The 22,374-nt window shown below is 37.6% G+C and carries 16 protein-coding genes, 2 tRNA genes and 1 pseudogene; 11 read left to right on the top strand and 8 right to left on the bottom strand.

What is annotated here, in order from left to right; translation table 11 throughout:
* Nucleotides 1-215: 215 nt before the first annotated feature.
* The 3 genes from ACO1O5_RS16365 to dnaA form a co-directional block, all read right to left on the bottom strand.
* A tRNA-Pro gene (locus ACO1O5_RS16365) sits at nt 216-293 on the bottom strand.
* A gap of 38 nt (nt 294-331) precedes the next feature.
* Nucleotides 332-420: transfer RNA gene (locus ACO1O5_RS16360), tRNA-Ser, on the bottom strand.
* A gap of 90 nt (nt 421-510) precedes the next feature.
* Nucleotides 511-1,944, bottom strand: coding sequence for a chromosomal replication initiator protein DnaA (gene dnaA / locus ACO1O5_RS16355; RefSeq protein WP_486272102.1), 1,434 nt, complete (start codon nt 1,942-1,944; stop codon nt 511-513).
* A gap of 422 nt (nt 1,945-2,366) precedes the next feature.
* Between dnaA and ACO1O5_RS16350 the strand changes: the two genes are divergently transcribed.
* The 4 genes from ACO1O5_RS16350 to ACO1O5_RS16335 all read left to right on the top strand — a co-directional run bounded on the left by ACO1O5_RS16350 (nt 2,367) and on the right by ACO1O5_RS16335 (nt 6,850).
* Complete coding sequence (locus ACO1O5_RS16350) at nt 2,367-2,756, top strand: DUF3127 domain-containing protein (protein ID WP_486272100.1); 390 nt, start codon at nt 2,367-2,369, stop codon at nt 2,754-2,756.
* Between the two features lie 64 nt (nt 2,757-2,820).
* On the top strand, nt 2,821-4,449 hold the full coding sequence (locus tag ACO1O5_RS16345; protein ID WP_486272098.1) for an NAD(P)/FAD-dependent oxidoreductase: 1,629 nt from the start codon (nt 2,821-2,823) through the stop codon (nt 4,447-4,449).
* Nucleotides 4,450-4,566: 117 nt separating this feature from the next.
* The gene (locus tag ACO1O5_RS16340) at nt 4,567-5,493 is read left to right on the top strand and encodes an ABC transporter ATP-binding protein (RefSeq protein WP_486272097.1); all 927 of its coding nucleotides are present in this window, start codon (nt 4,567-4,569) and stop codon (nt 5,491-5,493) included.
* A 40-nt stretch (nt 5,494-5,533) separates the two neighbouring features.
* Nucleotides 5,534-6,850 carry an ABC transporter permease gene (locus tag ACO1O5_RS16335; RefSeq protein WP_486272095.1) on the top strand — a complete coding sequence of 439 codons (1,317 nt, stop codon included), beginning with the start codon at nt 5,534-5,536 and terminating at the stop codon, nt 6,848-6,850.
* Here the strand turns inward: ACO1O5_RS16335 and ACO1O5_RS16330 are convergent.
* Genes ACO1O5_RS16330 through ACO1O5_RS16315 form a run of 4 tightly spaced genes read right to left on the bottom strand, consistent with a single transcriptional unit; the run spans nt 6,845 to nt 12,332 of the window.
* Entirely contained in the window at nt 6,845-7,897 is a 1,053-nt protein-coding gene (locus ACO1O5_RS16330) for a Wzz/FepE/Etk N-terminal domain-containing protein (RefSeq protein WP_486272093.1), read from the bottom strand. The genes ACO1O5_RS16335 and ACO1O5_RS16330 overlap by 6 nt on opposite strands.
* A 10-nt stretch (nt 7,898-7,907) precedes the next feature.
* Entirely contained in the window at nt 7,908-10,313 is a 2,406-nt protein-coding gene (locus ACO1O5_RS16325) for a polysaccharide biosynthesis/export family protein (protein ID WP_486272091.1), read from the bottom strand.
* A 50-nt stretch (nt 10,314-10,363) separates the two neighbouring features.
* Complete coding sequence (locus tag ACO1O5_RS16320) at nt 10,364-11,305, bottom strand: NAD(P)H-dependent flavin oxidoreductase (RefSeq protein ID WP_486272089.1); 942 nt, start codon at nt 11,303-11,305, stop codon at nt 10,364-10,366.
* 31 nt (nt 11,306-11,336) lie between these two features.
* The gene (locus ACO1O5_RS16315; RefSeq protein WP_486272087.1) at nt 11,337-12,332 is read right to left on the bottom strand and encodes a sugar nucleotidyltransferase; all 996 of its coding nucleotides are present in this window, start codon (nt 12,330-12,332) and stop codon (nt 11,337-11,339) included.
* Between the two features lie 196 nt (nt 12,333-12,528).
* Here ACO1O5_RS16315 and ACO1O5_RS16310 point away from each other — a divergent pair, with 196 nt between their 5' ends.
* Nucleotides 12,529-13,809 carry a serine hydroxymethyltransferase gene (locus tag ACO1O5_RS16310; protein ID WP_486272085.1) on the top strand — a complete coding sequence of 427 codons (1,281 nt, stop codon included), beginning with the start codon at nt 12,529-12,531 and terminating at the stop codon, nt 13,807-13,809.
* A gap of 69 nt (nt 13,810-13,878) precedes the next feature.
* The gene (locus tag ACO1O5_RS16305) at nt 13,879-14,289 is read left to right on the top strand and encodes a DUF4293 family protein (RefSeq protein ID WP_486272083.1); all 411 of its coding nucleotides are present in this window, start codon (nt 13,879-13,881) and stop codon (nt 14,287-14,289) included.
* A gap of 27 nt (nt 14,290-14,316) precedes the next feature.
* Here the strand turns inward: ACO1O5_RS16305 and uvrA are convergent, their stop codons facing one another.
* Complete coding sequence (gene uvrA, locus ACO1O5_RS16300) at nt 14,317-17,157, bottom strand: excinuclease ABC subunit UvrA (RefSeq protein WP_486272081.1); 2,841 nt, start codon at nt 17,155-17,157, stop codon at nt 14,317-14,319.
* 263 nt (nt 17,158-17,420) lie between these two features.
* Here uvrA and ACO1O5_RS16295 point away from each other — a divergent pair, with 263 nt between their 5' ends.
* The 5 genes and pseudogenes from ACO1O5_RS16295 to ACO1O5_RS16275 form a co-directional block, all read left to right on the top strand.
* A complete protein-coding gene (locus tag ACO1O5_RS16295) occupies nt 17,421-17,993 on the top strand; it encodes an RNA polymerase sigma factor (protein WP_486272079.1) in 573 nt (190 codons plus the stop codon).
* Nucleotides 17,994-18,175: 182 nt separating this feature from the next.
* Nucleotides 18,176-18,682: a hypothetical protein gene (locus tag ACO1O5_RS16290; RefSeq protein ID WP_486272077.1), complete on the top strand. Its 507-nt coding sequence runs from the start codon at nt 18,176-18,178 to the stop codon at nt 18,680-18,682.
* Nucleotides 18,683-19,072: 390 nt separating this feature from the next.
* Entirely contained in the window at nt 19,073-21,052 is a 1,980-nt protein-coding gene (locus tag ACO1O5_RS16285; RefSeq protein ID WP_486272075.1) for a KUP/HAK/KT family potassium transporter, read from the top strand.
* 148 nt (nt 21,053-21,200) lie between these two features.
* Nucleotides 21,201-21,989, top strand: a complete 789-nt coding sequence (locus ACO1O5_RS16280) for an alpha/beta hydrolase (RefSeq protein WP_486272073.1) — start codon at nt 21,201-21,203, stop codon at nt 21,987-21,989.
* A 37-nt stretch (nt 21,990-22,026) separates the two neighbouring features.
* Nucleotides 22,027-22,374, top strand: a pseudogene (locus ACO1O5_RS16275) (hypothetical protein); the annotation flags it as partial.

Raw genomic sequence — 22,374 nt, 5'->3', positions numbered from 1 at the left:
CGTCGTCACATTTAGTTCTATTTATTTGCTTTCTAACTATATATATAGAACAGCCGAAAAATTGATTTGATAATTCAGGGGTCAGTGCTGATTAGTCTTGCGTCAATTTTATCATGCAATTTATCACACGAAAATTGATATTTTTTGCAGGCTAAAAAAGAAAAAAGCCCGTAAACAAAGAGTTTAACGAGCTTTTACCTTTGAAAAAATCAACTTGGTCGGGGCGGCAAGATTCGAACTTGCGACCTCCACATCCCAAATGTGGCGCGATAACCGGGCTACGCTACGCCCCGAAAAACTTTCTCCTTACAATATTCAATGCCCGGTTGAGCGGAGAGGGTGGGATTCGAACCCACGGTACAGTTTAACCCGTACGACGATTTAGCAAACCGTTCCTTTCGGCCACTCAGGCACCTCTCCTTTTATATTATAAGGGCTGCAAAAGTAACATTTGCAATTCGAAATTTAAAATAAATAATTAATGCGAATGCCCTATAAAATTGTTGGAAATTACATTGCAGCAAGTTGTACTTTTTGCTGGAGTTCAATTACACTTTCTTTGAATAAAGTATCGGTGTCCATAAGATCCTTTACTGTTTGGCAGCTATGAATGACTGTAGTATGATCCCGACCACCAAAATGTTCACCTATTGTTTTGAGAGAATTTTTAGTAAAGGCCTTGGCAAGAAACATAGAAATTTGTCTTGCCTGAACAATTTCTCTTTTACGCGTTTTTTGCAGTAGCTTTTCATAAGGAACATCAAAGTAATCACACACCATTTTCTGTATGGTATCTATGGTTATTTCCTTTGATGATGATTTGATAAAATTTCTCAACACTTTTTTGGCTAATTCAAGATCAATTTCACGCTTATTAAGCGAAGATTGTGCCAACAGGGAAATTAAAGCTCCTTCCAGTTCACGAATGTTATTTTGGATATTATAAGCAATGTATTTTACAACCTCTTTGGGCATATCCAACCCATCATTTTTCATCTTTCTTTCGAGAATTTCAATCTTGGTATCATAGTCAGGAATTTGTAGGTCGGCACTAAGCCCCCAGCGAAACCGGCTTAATAATCTTTCCTGAACACCTTCTAAATCTTTCGGAGGTTTATCTGATGTAAGGATTAATTGTTTCCCGCTTTGATGTAAATGATTGAAAATGGCAAAGAAAGCGTCCTGTGATTTTTCGGCACGATTAAAAAATTGCACATCATCAATTATCAGCACATCTATTAACTGGTAAAAATGTATAAAATCATTTATAGCATTATTGCGACTATGGTCAACAAACTGGTTAATAAATTTTTCAGAGCTTACATACAATACAACCTTGTTGTTGTTTAGCCTTTTCACTTCATTTCCTATCGCCTGGGCAAGGTGTGTTTTGCCTAATCCTACACCACCGTAAATTACCAAAGGATTAAATGAAGTTGAGCCGGGTTTTTCTGCAACAGTTTTTCCGGCACGCCTTGCTACGCGATTGCAATCGCCTTCTATAAATGCATCAAATACATACACAGGATTTAACTGTGCATCTATTTGCATTTTTTTAAGTCCCGGAATTACAAAGGGATTTTTAACAGGGTTATTTATTACTAAAGGAAAATCCATTTCGTTATTTGAATATGATTTGTAACCTTGCCCTGGCACATCCATCATCAAGGGCAAGTTATTTCCGTTCCCACTGTCAACCATTATTCTATATTCAAGTCTTGCTTCTTTACCCAATTCCCGTTTCAACGTTTTAGCAAGAAGATTTACATAATGTTCTTCAATATACTCATAAAAAAACTGACTTGGTACCTGAATCGTTAAAATATTATTCTTTAATAATACCGGGGTAATTGGCTCGAACCAGGTTTTGTAATGTTGCCACTCCACTATATCCTTTATAATATTGAGACAATTATGCCAAACTGTTTCGCAAGCCTTATCCATTTTTCCGTAAGCCGTTTATTTAATTTAGTAATATTCCTTGTTTTTCCGGGGATCTCTGAGAAAATTTATAAAAAAAAATTTCATAAATATTTTCTGAGCAGACAGCGAATATCAAAATAATTTGTTGAAAAAAAAATTTTTTATTCTTTGTTTTTGTGCTCATGAAAACAGTATAGCTGTTTAAAAAAAAGTTATGAATTTTAAAAAAAATTATTGTCGGATTTTATAGATAAGCCCACATTGACTTACAGAAAAAAAGTTGCTTTTATAAGTCGGTTATTAAAAAAATATTTCCTTATTATAAATTTAAAAAAAAATATTTCGCACAAAAAAAAGATGTGCAAAAGATTTTTTGCGGTTTAAGATAATTGAATATTTTTTTTAAGTAAATGACTATATCTTTAAAGACTAAATTTTTTAAAATGAGTTATGAATTAACAGGAAAACTATTGGAAAAATTCAACATATTGCAACGTAGCGAAACTTTTAAGGTACGTGAATTTGTTGTGGAAAAATCTGAAGAAATAAATGGAAAAACAATTACCAATTATATAAAGTTTCAATGCGTACAGGACCGAACCAATATTGTTGACCGTGTAAATACAGGTGATGAAATAAAAGTGTATTTTAATATTAGAGGAACCAAGTGGGAAAAGGACGGACGGACGTCTTATTTTAGCAATCTTGATGCCTGGCGTATTGAGCAAATTTTACAAGCCGGTAAAGAGGCTTCATCCGATGATGATCATCTTGAACCTTTGGACACATTTACTTCTTCATCGCAGGATGCTATTGATGATCTTCCGTTTTAAGTAAATCAGAACTCACTATCCATAGATGTTTCAAAAGTTTTCAGGATGAATACCTGATCTTTCTATGCAAATAAAAATATCCTTAAAATTACTTCCGCGGGAAGCCGCTGATTCGCATTTGGTACTATATGCCATAGCACAATCTACCGGATCAAAAATTAAAGAGATTACCGGCTATTCTATACTAAAAAAATCTATAGATGCAAGAGGCAAAACAGTTTGGATAAATATGACTGTAATTGCATCAATTAATGAACCATCTATTCAAACAGTAATTACTGAATTTGAATTTAAGGATGTAACCTTATCTAAAGATAAAATTGTTATTATAGGAGGAGGTCCGGCAGGATTATTCGCCGCCTTACAATTGATTGAAATTGGAATCAGGCCGATAATAATTGAGAGAGGAAAAGATGTAAAAGAGCGAAGACGCGATCTTGCTTTATTAAACAAAAAAGGAATTATAAATCCGAACAGCAATTATTGTTTTGGAGAAGGAGGCGCAGGAACTTATAGCGATGGAAAATTATATACAAGAAGTACAAAGCGGGGAAATATTGACCGCATACTAAATTTGTTTGTTCATTTTGGAGCGCAAGAAAATATTTTATACGAAGCACATCCACATATTGGAACGAATAAACTGCCACATATTATAACTGCCATGCGTAAACGCATTTTAGCATGTGGAGGCGAATTTCACTTCAATAAAAAAGTTATCGATTTTAAAATAGAAAAGGATTTTCTGAAAGCAATACAAACTGAAGATGGAGACTTGTATAAGGCGGATTCTTTTATATTGGCAACCGGCCATTCAGCCAGGGATATTTATAGTCTGTTAGAGGCCAGGAAAATTATAATAACTGCGAAGCCTTTCGCATTAGGTGTAAGAGTGGAACATCCGCAGGAATTAATAAATAACATTCAATACGGAAATGGCGGCAATTATGCCTCATCTAAAGGTGATGACGGGATGATTTTACCACCCGCGTCCTATAGCCTTGTTGAACAGGTAGATGGCCGCGGTGTATTTTCTTTTTGCATGTGCCCCGGTGGAATTATTGCACCGGCATCTACTAACAATAATGAACTGGTGGTTAACGGATGGAGCCCTTCCAAAAGAAATAACCCTTTTGCCAACAGCGGGTTAGTAGTACAGGTAGAAATTGACGATGTAATTAAATCAGGCCTCAATTTACAGTCGGCCCAAAACAGGGATTCGCCTTTAATAATGATGGAATTTCAAAAACTAGTTGAGCAAAAAGCTTTCAATGCAGGTGGCGGAAAATTTGTTGCTCCTGCGCAACGATTGGTTGACTTTACCAAAAATAAATATTCATCAACACTGCCCAAATGCTCATACATTCCGGGTATTCAATCATCAGAATTAAAAGACATCCTGCCGGATTTTATCAGTACCCGATTAAAAAAAGCATTGCGATCTTTCGGAAAAAAAATGCCAGCAAGAAATGGCAGCCCTGGATATTTCACTAATGAAGCTGTATTGGTTGCAGCGGAAAGCCGAACATCTTCCCCTGTCCGAATACCCCGCGACCCTGAATTTCTGTATCATCCTCAAATAAAAAATCTATTCCCTTGCGGTGAAGGCGCAGGCTACGCGGGAGGAATTGTTAGCGCTGCAATGGATGGTGAGAGAGTGGCTAAAGCTGCCGGCCTTTTATTAAACGCTTAATTGCTGCGCCTTTCATAAAATAATTTTTTGACGTGAAGATGTTCTTAATACATTTACAAAATACCAAAAATCATATTTGTCCATAATATTTCAGAATAATTTATTTAACTTTTTACAATGAACATACTGGAATTACAAAATCTCAAGAAATATTATGCTACACAAAAAGCGGTTGATGATATAAGCTTTTCTATTCCACAGGGAAGTGTATTCGGTTTGCTCGGCCCTAACGGTGCCGGCAAAACGACCTTATTAAGAATGATAACAGGAATTTTCTATCCTGATAGTGGAAACATTTTATTTGAAGGTAAAAAGTTTGATCCGGTTGAAGATATTCCGTTGATTGGTTACATGCCGGAAGAGAGAGGGTTATATAAAAAAATGAAAATCGGCGAACAAGCTTTATATCTTGCTATGCTCAAAGGAATGAACCGTCAGGATGCCATGAAGAAGATAAAAGATTGGTTTGTGAAATTTGAAATGCAGAGCTGGTGGAATAAAAAAGTAGATGATTTAAGTAAAGGAATGAGTCAAAAATTGCAATTTGTGATAACCGTATTGCATGAACCAAAACTTTTAATTCTCGATGAACCATTTAGTGGGCTTGATCCGGTAAACAGTAATTTAATAAAGGATGAAATTTATATGCTCTCCCAAAAAGGGACTACCATTATCTTCAGCACGCACCGTATGGAACAAGTAGAAGAAATCTGCGACAGAATTGTGCTGGTAAATAAAGGAAAAAAAATATTGGATGGAAGTGTGAAACAGGTAAAGATTGATAATAAGGAAAATATTTTCAAAGTAGGTTTCAACGAATTGCCTTCGCGTTTTGAAAGCGATATATTTGAAATAGTTGATGCAAAAGATAATTACCTGGTTGTAAAAATTAATGAAGAATATACCCCGTCAGACGTTTTGCAGCAGTTCCTGGCGAATAAAGCAAGCATTATTTCATTTAACGAAATAATGCCATCGCTCAATGATATTTTTATAAAGAAAGTTGAAGACACCAAACTGGCAAGGCAATTTGAAAACGTGTAAGTAATTCTCATCAATTAACTTTAAAAACTAATTTTCTTCCATGAATAAAATATGGTTGGTTATAAAACGGGAATATTTAACGAGAGTAAAAAATAAAACTTTTATTCTCTCTACTATTTTACTTCCCTTGTTTTTTATCGGGTTTATTGTTGCATCCGCATATTTCTCTATAAAAAGCACAGAGCACCAAAAAATTGCGGTTGAAGATAATAATGGCATTTTTAAAAGTAGTTTCCAAAGTGATAAGATGATCACTTATGAATTTCCTACTGGTATAAATGCAGATAATTTTAAAGAAAAGGGGTATTCAGCTTTCTTATTTATTCCCGAGAAATATAGTTCTCCACATGATTCCATTTCGCTTATCGCCAACAAACAGTTAGGCGTAGACGCAGAAGAAAAAGTGAAGGACCAGATAAATGCCGCGATTCGAAATAAAGCATTTCTCGAAAATAATATTAATAAAAAAGTATTGGATTCAATTAATGCAATAAATGAAGATGATCTTTACAAATTCAGCACGGTTATAAAACAGGGAGATAAAACACAGCGATCTAATTCGGGCTTATCTTCTGCGATTGGCTATGGCAGTGGTATCTTAATATATATTACATTGTTTATTTACGGGGCTGCGGTAATGCGTGGTGTTATGGAAGAAAAAATGAATCGTATTGCCGAAGTTATAATAAGCTCTGTGAAGCCCTTTCAATTAATGGCAGGAAAAATTATCGGGATAGCTGCTGTAGGTATTACTCAATTGTTAATATGGATTGTTTTAATCATAGGCCTAACTACAATCGCATCTTCATTTATATCTCACGATATGTTGCAACATGCGCAAGACGTTAGCAATTCTATGCCTAATGGCGCCGGCAATTCAGCGGCTGCAAATTTCATGAATGCCAAAAACACTTTTTTGGAGGCGGCTCCCTGGGGCCTTATAATTCCATGTTTCCTGTTTTATTTTATTGGTGGTTACCTGTTTTATGCTGCTTTGTTCGCAGCAGTTGGCAGTGTCGTAAACGAAGATCCACAGGAAGCTCAATCTTTAATGCTGCCTATAACAATGCCCATCATTTTATCATTCGTAATTATGACGACTGCAGCAGGAAGGCCGGACGCACCGATTTCAGTATGGGGAAGCATGATACCTTTTTCATCGCCAATTGTTATGATGGCACGCATACCTTCAGGCAGCGTTCCGGCATGGCAAATTGCAGTATCAATGATTTCCTTAATTGCCGGTTTTATATTAACTACCATGCTTGCGGCAAAAATTTATCGCACCGGTATTTTGTTGTATGGCAAGAAGGTAACTTTTAAAGAAATGGGAAAATGGCTATTTAGAAAATCATAAAGCGGATGCTATTTTCCCACCTGGGTTTGTAGTGGTTTTTGAAGCGCCCGATCCAAATATTGCTTTATTAAATTCGCCTTTCGTAAACTTTAATATAATACCGCTTACGAAAAACAATGACGTCAGGATTAATCCGGCTAAGAGCCCAATTACGCCATATAACACTGCGGATTTATTTTCAACATCATAAGGTGGTTCTGGCCTGTCAAGCACTTTAATTAGAGGTGTTGCTTTTTGAAGTTTATACGCCGCATTTTGCTGGTTGGCCACAGCCTGCGCATACTGCTGGCGGATCATTTGTTTATCTGCGATTAAGTTTTCAGTCGGCACCCTAAACTCAAGTTTGTTAGTATTCGTAAACAAGGTCTTTTTATCAATTTCTATTAACTGGTTATCCTTTGAATTCATTACAGCCCTTAGCGAATCGACTTTGCTTGTTGCAAATTCAAAATCCCTTCTTGCTTTTTCCTGTTTCAATTGAATATAGAACATGGAAATCTTATTGATAAACCCATAACTGATTGTCCTTACCAAGTCAGGGCTGCGGCCGGTGTAAGAAAGCACCAGCATATTATTTTTATTTACGATAGCTGTAAGGCCATCTCTTAAAATTTCGCCAGCCCAGACTATGAGGGCATATTGATTGGGTGGCATTTTTACTTTTTCCTCAAACAGGCCCCGATGATTATTAATATCATCTATTAATAATTCGGCAATAGTTTTATTACCCATAGATGAATCGCGGATAGCTGCCACTTCTTCCCGTGTGGTGCGGCTTTGAGCAAGTTCAATAATGTTGATAGAAGCATCGTCCGTAAAACTCTTGGGTGTTTCGGACCCTAACAATGCACTAAGGGTAGACGAGGACGCATTATTATCATTACCACTGGTTAACGGAAAGACAGTTGCTCTTGAAGTATAAGTAACCGGCTTTTGTTTTGCATATAGAATCATGGCTATTGCCACCACCACCGCAACAGTAACGACGGCTACCCTTACTCTTCTAAGCCGCTGATATATTGCTGTGGTTAATTCATGGGTTGACATAACTATAATTTTATAATCTTGTAATTATATATACCAGTAATAACGGCAAAGAAGTTACAATGGTTTGTGTAGCAAATTCTCCAAAGTTCTTCCCTTCCGGCCTTGAAGGAACTATGACGATACTGCCTGCTTCCACTTTAGGATAAAAATGAAAGAATCCGAAATTGTGCGTACGCCTGCTTCTGCCGTTGGCATAAGTTACAAAAATTCTTTTCCGCCATGGCCTTACGCCATAACCGCCGGCTTTATCGATGTAATATCCCAGTTTGGTATGTTCTTTATCAAAATAAATTTTTAGTTCAGATTGAACAACACCTTTAATGGTTACGATTGGGTTTATTTCAGGAATATAAATAATATCGCCCTCTCTTAAAACCATATCATATTTAGAGTCTTTATTTTTTAAAGCTTTGTCCAGATCAATACTTATTGGTTCAGCAGGATCAGCAACAATGCTGTCGGTGATTTTACCGGAAGAATCTTTTATATAAGTTGTTTCAATCTTTTTAGCAAGCGGGTTTCCTTCCGCTGTTTTATCGTGCAGCCTGTATAAAACTGCGCCATCTGTATTAGAATTTTCTTTTAGTCCGCCCGCTCTTTCAATAAATGAGGAAAGACGTTCATCGTTTTCAAGTTTTGAATAGGTTCCAGGGTATTTGACCTGGCCTTCAATCTTTACATTTTCCTGCAAATGAAATGTAGGATTTTTCCTTACAAAAACCTGGTCGTAAGGTTTTAGTTTCACATTCTCTGTTACCGAGTCCAGTTCAAGATTCGTTTTGATGGCATATGTCTTTATAACAGTTTTGGTGGGCTTCATACCCTCCTGCGATGAGTCAATATTGACAATGCTCGATACCACTATTTGCCCAAATTCAGCCGAAGGCTTTAAACCATTGGCAAAATATAAGAGGTCCTTTAATGACATACCACCAAACCTTTGAAATTTACCCGGTTTGCGAACCTCTCCTTCTATACTTACGAACTGTCTATCAGAAAACTGGTTCCTGTTAAATACCTCGATAACATCGTTAGGCTCAATCGGTATATTGTAACTACTGTTTATATTCTTATTGAAATCGGCAAGGCTAACTACAATTTTATCCGATTTTAAGTTAGTAGAATCGCCGGCGCCTTTATACACATATGCACGGTCAACATAAGAATTCGGAGTAATGCCGCCCGCCCTATTAATGACATCAAACAAACGATCACCTTTTCTTATTTCATAAACATTAGGATAAGCAACCTCACCCTTTACAATCACTTTATTATTAAACCCAGCGTTGATTGGGCTCACCACAACAACATCGCCATCATATAATGGTTCGTCAACAATTACATCATTAGCTTTTAAACCAATAGCATTGAAATTGACATTTTTTATGGTTTGCTTCTCGTTGACATTTCTTATAATAACACCCCCTGACTGATAAGCCTCGGTAGCAAAACCACCGGTATATTTTAACAGCGCTATCATCCCCTCGTCTTTTTTTAGTTGGTAATACATCGGCCTTTTAAACTGGCCGGAAGCAAGTACTTGTTTATCATAAAAAGGCACTATTACAAAATCGTTATTTTCCAGGTAAAGATGCTTTCCATAATCGCCCGATGTTAGATATTTATATACGTCTACCGAATCAATAATTTTTCCGTTGCGGGATATTAAGATGTTGCGCATATTGCCAAATTTAGTAAGGCCTCCCGCAAGTGCCACAACGTTCAATGCATTGGTAAATGCTGATACAACCTGCGGACCCGGGTTTTCAACTTCACCCGATGTCTGAACAACTATGCTTCGCGGTTGTCCTAAAGTCACAGAAACATTTGTAGAGGGCGGTATTACTTTTTTAAATCTTTCATAAACAATTTTACGGGCATTATCGAAGGTTAATCCCTGCACTGTTATTTTGCCTATCCCTTGCGGAAAAATAGATCCATCACGTGCAACTTCGTAATTTTCTTCGAAGTCAGCACCGCCCCAAAGTGAAACTACAATGTGATCGCCAACGCCTATTGGGTAGTCCAAAGGTGGCGTTGATAGCTGAGACAGTTCCATAATTTGACTACTTCTAAAAAGATCTGATCCATATAATGCATCGGGGCTATATAACTTTTTCTTGAAGTCATCCCGCTGGGTGCTGTCCTTTGCAATCACAGTTTTATTTTTTAGCGCATCGAGATCCTTATGTACATCTTCCCCCGGCTTTTGCTGTGTATTGTTATTATCCCTAAGAAAATCCTGCAACTCTGATGGAGATGCATTTTTTAGAGCATTTGGATCAATTGGCAGATCCGGCACATCGGTTGGGATCTGTGCATAAATAATATTATTAGTAAAAAGAGTAAAAACGACTGAAAATAAGACAAGCAGGCAAGCCCTTTTACAGGCAAACGTTTCTTTGGAAAAAATCATTTTTTATGGATTAATGGATAATCTTCTTCTAAACGAACAAATATATGATTTTATTTCAGTGGCTTTTGTAATGCCTCATTGAATTCCAGCCATATGTGTTCTATAATTTCTTCAGCAGGCAAAATTTCTCTTAACAGCGCACTCACCTGGCCTATTTCAAGTTCCCCGTTTTTTAAATCTCCTTCAAACATGCCTCTTTTCGCCCGTCCCTTGCCCAGTAAAGCTTTTAGTTCATCGACGGTGGCCCTGTTTTTTTCGGCGGCAATTATTTCGCTATAAAAATTGTTTTTAATAAGCCGAACCGGCGTGATCTCCTTCAGCGTAACTATGGTATCCCCTTCTTTTGAGTTAATTATTTCATTTTTGAAATCAGGATGCAATGATGCTTCTTCGGACGCGGCAAAACGGCTCCCTATTTGCACACCTTCGGCACCCAACACCATAGCAGCCAGCATTTGCCTGCCGGTTGCAATGCCACCCGCGGCTATCACTGGTATTTGCACAGATTCGCAAACCAACGGCAACAATACCATTGTAGTAGTTTCTTCTCTTCCGTTATGACCACCTGCCTCAAAGCCTTCGGCAACTACCGCGTCGCAACCGGAGGATTCTGCTTTTTTTGCAAACCGGCTACTACTTACAACATGTACCACTTTAATTCCCTGTTGTTTCAAAAAAGGGGTGAACGTTGCAGGATTGCCGGCTGAGGTAATAACTATCTCAACCCCGTTACTTACGATCACCTCAAGTTGTTTTTCAACACCGGAATATAACAATGGAACGTTTACACCAAAAGGCTTATTCGTTGCAGTTTTGCATTTTTTAATATGCTCATCAAGCAGCTGCGGATCCATGCTCCCGGCACCAATTACACCAAGAGCGCCGGCATTGCTAGTGGCGCTGGCTAATCGCCACCCGCTTGTCCACACCATACCAGCCTGGACAATCGGGTACTCAACATTAAATAGTTTAGTAATGCGGTTAGAAAACATATGACGATTTGCTGATGGACTACTGGCTAATTTACGACCCCAAGTCAATTTCGGTATTATCACCAATGTTAAGCGATCTTTTTTCGCCCCTGATTTCTGTATCACTTCCAATGAGAGAATCATCGAGGACAACATCATACAATTTTGAAAAAGATCCAATGATAGAAGCGGTTATAATAGAATAGTTAACAATTGTATTTTCTCCCATGGCAACATGAGGGCCAATAATAGAATTTTTAATATCGCATCCTTCTGCAATACTAACGGGTGGAATGAAGATCGTATTTTCAAACTTATTTCCTTCAGATATGGAGCCGCCGAATTTTTGCAGCAGGATGGCATTCGATTGAAGTAACGTTTCTTTCTTCCCACAATCGAACCAGTTCTCCACTTTAAAACATTTGAACTTTTCCCCTCCTTCAATCATGCATTCCAACGCATCTGTAAGATTAAATTCATTATTAGTCCTAATGTTATTAATGATAATTTTTTCGAGGCATTGGAATAAAATTTTCGAATCTTTTATTTTATAAAGCCCAACAAGCGCCATGTTGGATTTTGGAATAGCAGGCTTCTCAACAACTCTCGTAATAAAACCTTCTTCGTCAATTTCTGCCACCCCAAAATTTCGTGGGTCATCCACTTTTTTAACGCCGAGTATTGACCAGGGAGATGCTAATACAGCCTTGATATCATACTCACAAATTGTATCGCCCAGGGCTATAAATAATTCGTCATCGCCTACAATTTTCCTGGTTAGTTCAATAGCATGTGCTGTACCTTTTCGTTCGTTCTGGAAAATAAAATGAGCCGTAAGATCCGGATATTTCTCTTTTACATAATCCTGAATTTTTTCGCCGAGATAACCAACAATAAATATGAACTCATTGATCCCTGCCTCGTGGAGCTGATCAACATTAATACTTAAAATCGTTTTTCCAGCTAATGGAATTAATGCTTTCGGTTGTGTATATGTGTGTGGGCGCAACTTTGTGCCTGCACCTGCTACCGGAATTATGGCCTTCATTATTCTTTATTTGTGATCCAATCGCTTCGAAATGAACGTGAATATAGTAAAAATTACGTTTTATGTACGACGTACACTTTAACCCGGTATGCAAATAAATAAAATAATTGTTCAAAATACATTTATTGCAGGCAGAAAACATTTTTAGGGAATACGCTTCTTATATCTTTTTTGTAGGTTTGCGCAAATTTATTTAATGCAAAGAGATACTCTGGTTTTTGATATTATTAATAAGGAATTAAACAGGCAACGTAACGGCATTGAACTTATAGCATCGGAAAATTTTACTTCGCTCCAGGTAATACAAGCTATGGGAACCGTACTTACCAATAAATATGCAGAAGGTTACCCCGGAAAAAGATATTACGGCGGATGCGAATTTGTAGATGAGACAGAACAATTGGCAATTGACCGCCTTAAACAAATATTTGATTGTGAATATGCCAATGTGCAACCCCACAGCGGTGCACAAGCAAATGCTGCCCTTATGCTGGCAATCCTCAAACCGGGCGATAAAGTTTTAGGGCTTGATCTTAGTATGGGAGGTCATCTTACCCACGGCTCGCCGGTAAATTTTTCAGGCAAATTGTACGAGGCACATTCTTATGGTGTCGTTAGAGAAACGGGTTTGATAGATTATGAAATGCTCGAACAAAAGGCCAGAACTGAAAAGCCAAAATTAATTATTTGCGGCGCATCTGCGTATAGCCGCGACTGGGACTATGAACGTATAAGAAACGTAGCAGATGAAATCGGGGCTTTTGTCTATTGCGATATGGCACACCCTGCCGGACTCATTGCTAAAGGTTTGTTGAACTCGCCTTTTGAACATTGCCATTTTGTAACATCCACCACTCATAAAACTTTACGCGGACCACGCGGTGGCATTATTTTAATGAAAAAGGATTTTGAAAATCCTTTTGGCCAAAAGGACAACAAAGGAAACCTTAAGATGATGAGTAACCTTCTAGATATGGGCGTTTTTCCTGGTACGCAAGGAGGCCCGCTGGAGCATGTTATCGCGGCAAAAGCTATTGCCTTCGGCGAAATTTTATCGGATGAATTCACTGAGTATGCCAAACAAATTCAAGTGAATGCGCAGGCAATGGCCAAAGAATTTAATGCCAGGGGTTACGACTTAATTAGTAACGGTACAGATAATCACCTAATGTTGATTGACCTCCGCAATAAAAATATCACAGGCAAAAAAGCGCAGGAGACTCTCGATAAAGCAGGAATTACTTTAAACAAAAATGCCGTTCCATTTGATGATAAGAGCCCGTTCGTAACTTCGGGTATGCGGGTAGGTGTTCCCGCCATTACTACAAGAGGAATGATGGAAAATGATATGAAAGATGTAGTAAACCTGGTAGATAAAATTCTTATGAACCTGGATGATGAAAAAATGATTGCATCGGTAAAAATTGAGGTGGAGGAGCTAGTGCAGAAATTTCCGTTGTATCCTGAGCTAGGCTAACCCGGGGACCTTTTTTAATAAATCCGGATTATTAATTCGCACGGATTAATTTTGCAATAAATTAAATTCATGATACAGAGAGTACAAACTGTCTGGATGCTTTTAGCAGCATTAGCAGTTTTCCTTACAATGAAGTTCTTATTTTATAGTGGTACACTCATTTCAGACAATCAATACCATCCTCTCTTAGCAACAGATCATTTATTGATTCTTATTCTTACGAGTGCTCTGGGTACCGGAATAGTCATCAACATTTTTTTATTTAAAAACAGGAAGGTTCAAAGCCGGATAATTTTGATTGCAATAATTTTGGAATGCCTGATTATTTTTTTATACATCAAACAAACCGAACAATATTCGGCAGGAAGCTATAGCCTTTGGTCAGCACTACACATCTTAATAATTATATTTCTTTTTCTTTCGGCGAGAGGAATTTATAAAGACTCAAAACTTATAAGAGATAGCAACAGGTTACGGTAACCTATCTTATCACTTGATACCAAATACTTAAATATATTTTCCGGTATAACTTTCCTTAACTTTTTTTAAACCAGAAGGAATGCCGGCATATACTAGATTTCCGCCTCCATCCCCAGCCTCAGGCCCCAGATCAATAACCCAATCTGCCGATTTTATTACATCAGTATTGTGTTCGATTACAATAATAGAGTGTCCTTGTTCGATTAATGCGTTAAAGGAGCGCAATAATTTTTTGATATCATGAAAATGCAAACCCGTTGTTGGTTCATCAAAAATAAACAGGAGGTTCCCCTGCCCCTTTCCTTTTCCCAAAAAAGAAGCGAGTTTTACACGCTGTGCTTCGCCACCACTTAATGTATCCGACGATTGGCCCAGTTTTATATAACCCAGTCCAACATCACTTAAGGGTTGAATTTTTTTTGCAACATCCAGCCCGGGTTCTTCCTTTTTCTTATTGGCAATTCCGCCACTAAAAAATTCAATCGCCTCATCAACACTCATTTCAAGCACATCATAAATATTTTTTTCACGATAAGTTACCTCAAGCACTTCCTGTTTAAATCGTTTGCCGCCACAAACATCACAAACCAAATGAACATCAGCAAGAAATTGCATCTCTACCACCTGCTCCCCTTCCCCTTTGCATGCATCACAGCGTCCACCGTCAACATTAAAAGAAAAATGCTTTGGTTGATAGCCACGCATTTTACTTAATGGTTGTTTGCTGAAAAGATCTCTTATTTCATCGTAGGCTTTTATATAAGTTACGGGGTTGCTTCGCGAAGATTTGCCAATTGGATTCTGATCAATCATTTCAATTTCTGAGATATAATCGACATCGCCCGTAAGCCCTTTACTCAATCCGGCCTTCTCTGCAAACTCGCCTTTTAATTTTTTAAGTGAGGGGTATAAAATCTGTTTTACCAATGTTGTTTTACCGCTTCCGCTCACGCCACTTACCACACATAAAACATTTAATGGAAATACTATATCAATATCCTGCAGGTTATTTTGGCGTGCACCCTTTACCGTTATAGACCGGTTCCACTTCCGAGTATGTTTTGGCGGTTCAACAGATAATTGTCCACTTAAATATTTTCCGGTGAGACTGTCGGGATTACTTACTATATCATCGTAGTTACCTTCTGCAATTACTTCACCGCCCAAATGACTGGCCAAAGGTCCCATATCAATTATATGATCGGCCTCACGCATTATCATTTCATCATGCTCAACCACCACAACCGTATTGCCCAGGTCCCTGAGATTTTTTAAAACAACAATTAATCTTTCCGTATCTCTTGAATGAAGGCCTATTGAAGGTTCATCTAATATATATAAAGAATTGGTGAGATTGCTGCCGAGGCTACGGGTTAATTGAATGCGCTGGCTTTCTCCACCGCTTAAGGAATTGGCTAACCTGTTTAAGGTTAAATAACCCAAACCAACATCAAGCAAAGTATCAAGCCTGTTATTAATTTCTATCAAAATTCGTTTTGCAACTGTTTTTTGATATTCAGATAATTCAATTTCATCAAACCATTTCTTGAGATCTTTAACCGGCATCTCACATAGCTCTCCAATATTCTTATGATTTACCTGGACATACAGTGCTTCCTTCCTTAAACGATAACCATGGCATTCGGGGCAAAGTGTTCTTCCACGATATCGGCTTAATAAAACCCGGTATTGCACCTTATATAAATTTTGTTCTACTTCTTTAAAAAATTCATCAAGGCCAGAAAAATATGCATTACCGGTCCACAATAGATTGTACTGTGCGGAAGTAAGATCTATAATTGGCTTATGAATTGGAAAGTCAAAATGCCTTGCTGAGCGAATTAATTTTTCTTTCCATAGTCCGAGCTTCTCTCCACGCCAGGGAGCGATAGCGTTTTCAAAAACGCTTAATCTCTTATCGGGAATTACAAGGTCAGGATCAATACCAAGCACCAAAGAAAATCCGCCACACACCGGGCACGCGCCATAAGGATTATTGAATGAAAATAAATTGGGTACAGGTTCCTCGAACTTTATCCCATCAAGCTCAAACTTATTGGAGAAATGCAAAGTTTCCGAGTTGTTGATCTCAAGAGTCACCTCTCCTTCGCCTTCATAAAAAGCAGTGGTAACGGAGTCGCTTATACGATGTTTATCATCTTCGTCGAAATCTTTAACGATCAGCCGATCGATAAGTACATAAGTTGTGGCATGTGTAAACAGGGAAGCTAGATTTTTCTTTTCCTGGATATCTTCTATCCTCATGATTTCACCATTTGAATAAATTCTGGAAAATCCTTTTTGCATTAAAATGTTCAGTTCTTCCTTTACATCCCTGTTATGATGTTGTCTGAAGTTGACTAAAAGTAATATTTTATCTCCCGTTTTAAAACCTTCGATAGCTTTCACCACGTCATTAACATCATCCTTATTTACTTCTCTCCCGCTTACGGGGGAAATTGTTTTTCCAACTCTCGCGAATAACAAACGTAGATAATCATAAATCTCCGTCATGCTGCCCACCGTGGAACGCGGTGTCCGTGTGATCACTTTCTGTTCGATAGCAATTGCCGGACACAATCCTTTTATATAATCCACATCAGGTTTATTCATACGCGCCATAAACTGCCTTGCATAAGCGCTAAGGCTTTCCGCATATCGTCTTTGTCCTTCTGCAAATAATGTATCAATAGTAAGAGAAGATTTGCCGGAGCCTGAAACTCCCGTAACTACTATAAATTTATTACGTGGAATTTCGACCGTTATATTTTTGAGATTATGTACCCTTGCACCCTTAATATAAATATTATTAGAGGGAACTACTACTTGCTCAGGCTTCTTACTTTTGGAAATTTTACTTGTCTTCATTTTACGGATTGCAAAAATAACGAATCGTAATTTTACGAATACATCCCGAGTACTATTGCCCTAATTTGCGCTTTTACCAAAATAATTTAGCAAAACATTTGGAAGTTTTGTTTTATGTCATAATTTAGGTCTTCCAATTATCCAGAAAGAAATGAAGAACCTTCTGCACTCCGCATTTGATTCCCACATTTATTTTTCTTCTTAATTGGATTAAGACTTACACAATATCCTAAACCAAAAATTGTAAACAGTTTATGAAATCCATGTCCACTTTATCCGACCAACAATTGATCCACCTTTACCTTGATGGTGATGTTGAAGCACTAACAAATCTTGTACATCGTTACAAAGACAAAATTTATACGTCCATCTATTTGTTAGTGAAGGACAAATATCTTGCAGAAGATATTTTCCAGGATGCCTTTATCAGGGTGATTGATACCATTAATGGCGGCCGCTACACAGACGAAGGAAAATTTTTACCATGGGCAATGCGCATCGCTCATAATTTATGTGTAGATCATTTCAGAAAAATTAAGCGTAGCCCATCCATCAAAACAAGCGATGACCGCGACATTTTCGAAGTAATTAATTTTTCAGAAGCAGGTGCCGACGAAAGAATGATGCAGGTTCAAAGTCATGAAAGAGTGAGAAAATTATTGGAAATGTTACCCGAAGATCAAAGAGAAGTTATTGTTATGAGGCACTATGCCGAACTTAGCTTTAAAGAAATTGCCAAGCTAACCAATTGCAGCATTAACACGGCTTTGGGACGTATGCGTTATGGTCTTATTAATTTAAGAAAAATGATGACTGAAAAGCAAATTGCTTTATAATATATTTTGTAACCCCCAAATTACAAAGCCTGATCCCTTTCAAGAATTTGAAAGGGATTTTTATTGAATGAGATCTCCTGTTTGACGAATGTCTTTCAATTAATTTTTTTTAAAATAGTTCTGAAGAGAACAGTAAAACCAGCAGCATTTTATTCCGTCAGTTATTCTTAAGATAATATTTTATGAATAAATACTTATTTGCTTCCTTAGTTTTGGTTTTTTGTTTGTCTTCTGTCGCCGATGCGCAAGTGGGCGTTTACATTGGTCCACGATTCGGCTATGGCCCCGGCTACGGAAGAGGTCCACGTTATCCCAGAAGACGGCGGCCACAGAACCTTCCACCTTTTCAACCAACCGTTAATCTTTCATTCGGGTATGGATTTCCCAATCTTGATAAAAACGAACTTCCCGAATTTTCAAATCTTTACAAAGGAACGACCACTTCGCAAACCGGCCCTGTTACAGGTGCAATTGATTACCGGTTTTCCCGCGGGATGAGCATTGGTGTGCTCGTTATTCACGGTAAAATAACAACTCCTTATTATAATTACAACGATGCTTCAACGCCGGCACTGCAAGGCTCGTTAGACAACTGGAGCGTTATGCTTAATTTTATGCATTATATACCGGCGGGCGAAAAAATAACCCCCTATTTACGAACCGCGATTGGCATTAATACATGGAATTAGAATTATGTTGATCCACAGGGAAATAAAATTAGTTTGGATGGAACGCCTTCAGAGCTGGCTTACCAGGTCGGTCTGGGAGCAGACTTTTATCTTTCTAAGAATGCGGGAATCTTTTTAGAAGGAAGCTATGGCAAATATATATTGCATGGAGGTCTCAGTTTTAAATTCTAATTTTTAACCCAACAACCCCCAATTAGCGATCATCAAAAAATTTTGTTGCTCATTGCATAATAAATAAATAAAATTCCTGTTCAATCGTTGTTATTAGACAAAGTGCATATTAAAGCGAAATGATTGTCAATTTCACATTTCTATTACATTTGCAGATATTTTAAAAAGAAGAACTAATCTATTTGAAAGGATTTTGTTTTAAGAACTTAAATTTGTGCAGTGAGCAAAAATCTCAATAAAGTAACCGCAGCAGGGTTACTTATTGCTTTAGGGATCATTTATGGCGACATCGGTACTTCCCCTCTCTACGTTCTAAATGCCATCATAAGAGATAGAATAATTTCAAAAGAACTCATATTAGGAGGACTGTCTTGTATTATTTGGACGCTCACTTTACAAACTACTGTAAAGTATGTAATACTCACGTTAAAGGCCGATAACAGGGGTGAAGGTGGAATATTTTCGTTGTATGCATTGGTGAGAAGACAAAGAAAGTGGCTGGTATTTCCAGCTATTATTGGCGGCGCCTCACTTCTGGCTGATGGAATGATTACACCTCCGATATCAGTTACGGCAGCTATAGAAGGTTTGAAACAGATTCAACTCTTTAACGATATAGGTGATTCTACTGTCGTTTATATTGTATTGGCAATATTGGTAGTTTTATTTTTTGCGCAGCAATTTGGTACAGCTTCAATAGGCAAAATGTTTGGACCTATTATGTTTACCTGGTTTTTAATGTTAACTATTTTAGGATTTTCACACATCTTCGATGACCTCTATATTTTCAATGCTTTTAACCCATATTATGCAATAAAATTATTGACCATTTACCCAGGCGGTTTCTGGATACTCGGCGCCGTATTTCTCTGTACTACAGGAGCTGAAGCATTGTACAGTGATCTTGGACATTGTGGCCGCGATAACATCCGTTTTTCATGGATATATGTAAAGTCGGCATTAATTATAAATTATCTTGGCCAGGGAGCATGGCTTTTATCAAACCACACGGGCAAAACTTTTACCAAAGATATTATTGATAAAGGGTTCAATCCCTTTTACGGCATTATGCCTGAAAGTTTTAAAATTATCGGGATAGTAATTGCGACAGTCGCTGCCATTATTGCCAGCCAGGCGTTAATAAGCGGTTCGTTTACGCTTATCAGTGAGAGCATGCGTTTGAATCTTTGGCCCAAAATGAAAATTAATTATCCGACTGAAGAAAGAGGCCAACTATTTATCCCGGGCATAAATACTGTTTTGTTCATCGGCTGCGTCGGCATCACACTCTATTTCAGAACGTCGTCTAATATGGAAGCAGCTTACGGACTCGCCATAACGCTTTGTATGCTTGCCACGTCCATCCTCTTTGCCAATTTTCTTGTTTCGCGACGAACGTCTAAGTTTTTTATTTACTTGTATCTCGTGGTTTATCTTACTATTGAACTTGGCTTTTTGTTTGCAAATCTTAATAAGTTTCCCCACGGCGGCTTTGTTACACTAATTGTTGGGGGCGCCCTTTTTTCGATAATGTATGTATGGTTCAGGGCACGAAAGGTTAAAAACCGTTATGTAGAATTTGTACGGCTTGAGCAATACCTGCCCACCATCCAGGAACTCAGCAACGACCATTCCATACCGAAGTATGCTACTCACCTCGTTTATTTAACCAGCGCTAATAACCCAAAAGAAATTGAACATAAAATAATTTATTCCATTTTAAATCGGAAGCCGAAACGTGCAGATATTTATTGGTTCGTTCATGTGGATACACAAGATGATCCATATACCTGTGAATATTCCGTAGAAACCATAATTCCCAATGAGATTATACGTGTAGAATTCCGCCTTGGCTTTAGAATGGAGCCCAGGATAAATTTAATGTTCAGGAAAGTAGTGGAAGATATGGTGAACAATAAAGAAGTAAATATTACCAGCCGATACGAAAGCCTGCAGCGCAATAATGTAGTCGGCGATTTCCAATTTATTGTAATGGAAAAATTTCTCTCGCAAGACAATGAATTACCCTTCTTCGAAAAATTAATTATGAAATTATATTTCTGGGTGAAAGAGATCAGCTTAAGCGAAGAAAGAGGTTTTGGGTTGGAACAAAATAATGTCACGGTGGAAAAATTTCCTCTTATTGTTGCACCGGTAAGTAAATTAAAACTAAGCCGCATTTTTACCGATGAAAAGTGATAGGTAAGCAATACTGATGATCACCAGGCATTGAACAAATCCTGTTTTTATTATTTAATCCATTTCAATTTTTCTTGTACATTGCTACTAGTTATAGTCAATTGCGTTTTGCAAAAACGCCCATACTTCATTGCCAATCGTTAGCTATTTGTCTTCAACTTTCATTTATATTATTTCAGGATATGCGCTCATAATTATTATTATTTATCTAATCCAGGAAAAATTAATTTTTAAACCAGAAAAATTAAAACAGGATTTTCTTTACAAATACGATGCGCCGTTTAAAGAATTATTTATTGATGTTGAGCCAGGGGTGAGAATTAATGGACTGCACTTTTATGTTGAAGATCCATATGGACTCATTCTTTATTTGCATGGAAATACAAGGAGCATAAAAGGATGGGCTAAATATGCAAAAGATTTTTACAGGTATAAATATGATGTGGTGTTGGTCGACTATCGAGGCTTTGGAAAAAGCACCGGCAAACGCGGTGAAAAAGCTATGTTCAAGGACATGCAGGTGGTGTACGATTCTCTTGCAAAACAATACAGCCAAAACCAGATCATTATTTATGGAAGAAGTCTTGGAAGCGGCTTCGCAGCCAAACTCGCCAGCGATAATTCACCCAGGTATCTAATTTTGGACGCACCATTTTATAGTTTCGAAAAAGCCGTGCAGCGCTTTTTACCGATACTCCCGGTTAAGTTTGTTTTACGTTTTCAATTACAAACCAATAAGTGGATACTGAAAGTAAGATGCCATACTTATATTTTGCATGGAACGAAAGATTGGCTTATTCCTATAAAGCAAAGTGAACATCTTCAAAAACTGAATCCAAATAAAATAACATTAATTCGTATTGAAGGTGGAGGGCATAACAATCTTCCTTCATTTCCTCAATACCATAATTTCGTCCGGGATATCTTAGCTCCATGACATAATTAAGTTACATCGACTTTAATAAAAGTTAACAGTGAAAAAAGACAAAATTACAAGAACGCCAAAGCAAAAATTTCTGAGATGGACAAAGATCATCATTTTCATTTACGGCTCAGCCGGAATTGCTTTGTATTACCTGCAGGAGAAATTATTGCTTCGGTCAACACCACTTTCTGCTGACTACCAGTTTAAATTTAATGTTCCATTTAAAGAAGTGAATATCCCTTTAAATGCCACTGACAACCTGAACCTTGTTCAGTTTTTTCCCGGAGATTCAACACGTAAAGGCGTTGTACTTTATTTTCACGGCAACCGTGAAAATATAAATCACTATGCCGAATACGCTGCCAATTTTACAAAACACGATTATGAAGTGTGGATG

Source organism: Ginsengibacter sp. (genome assembly GCF_057362405.1).
This window is presented reverse-complemented; position numbering and strand designations above follow the sequence as displayed.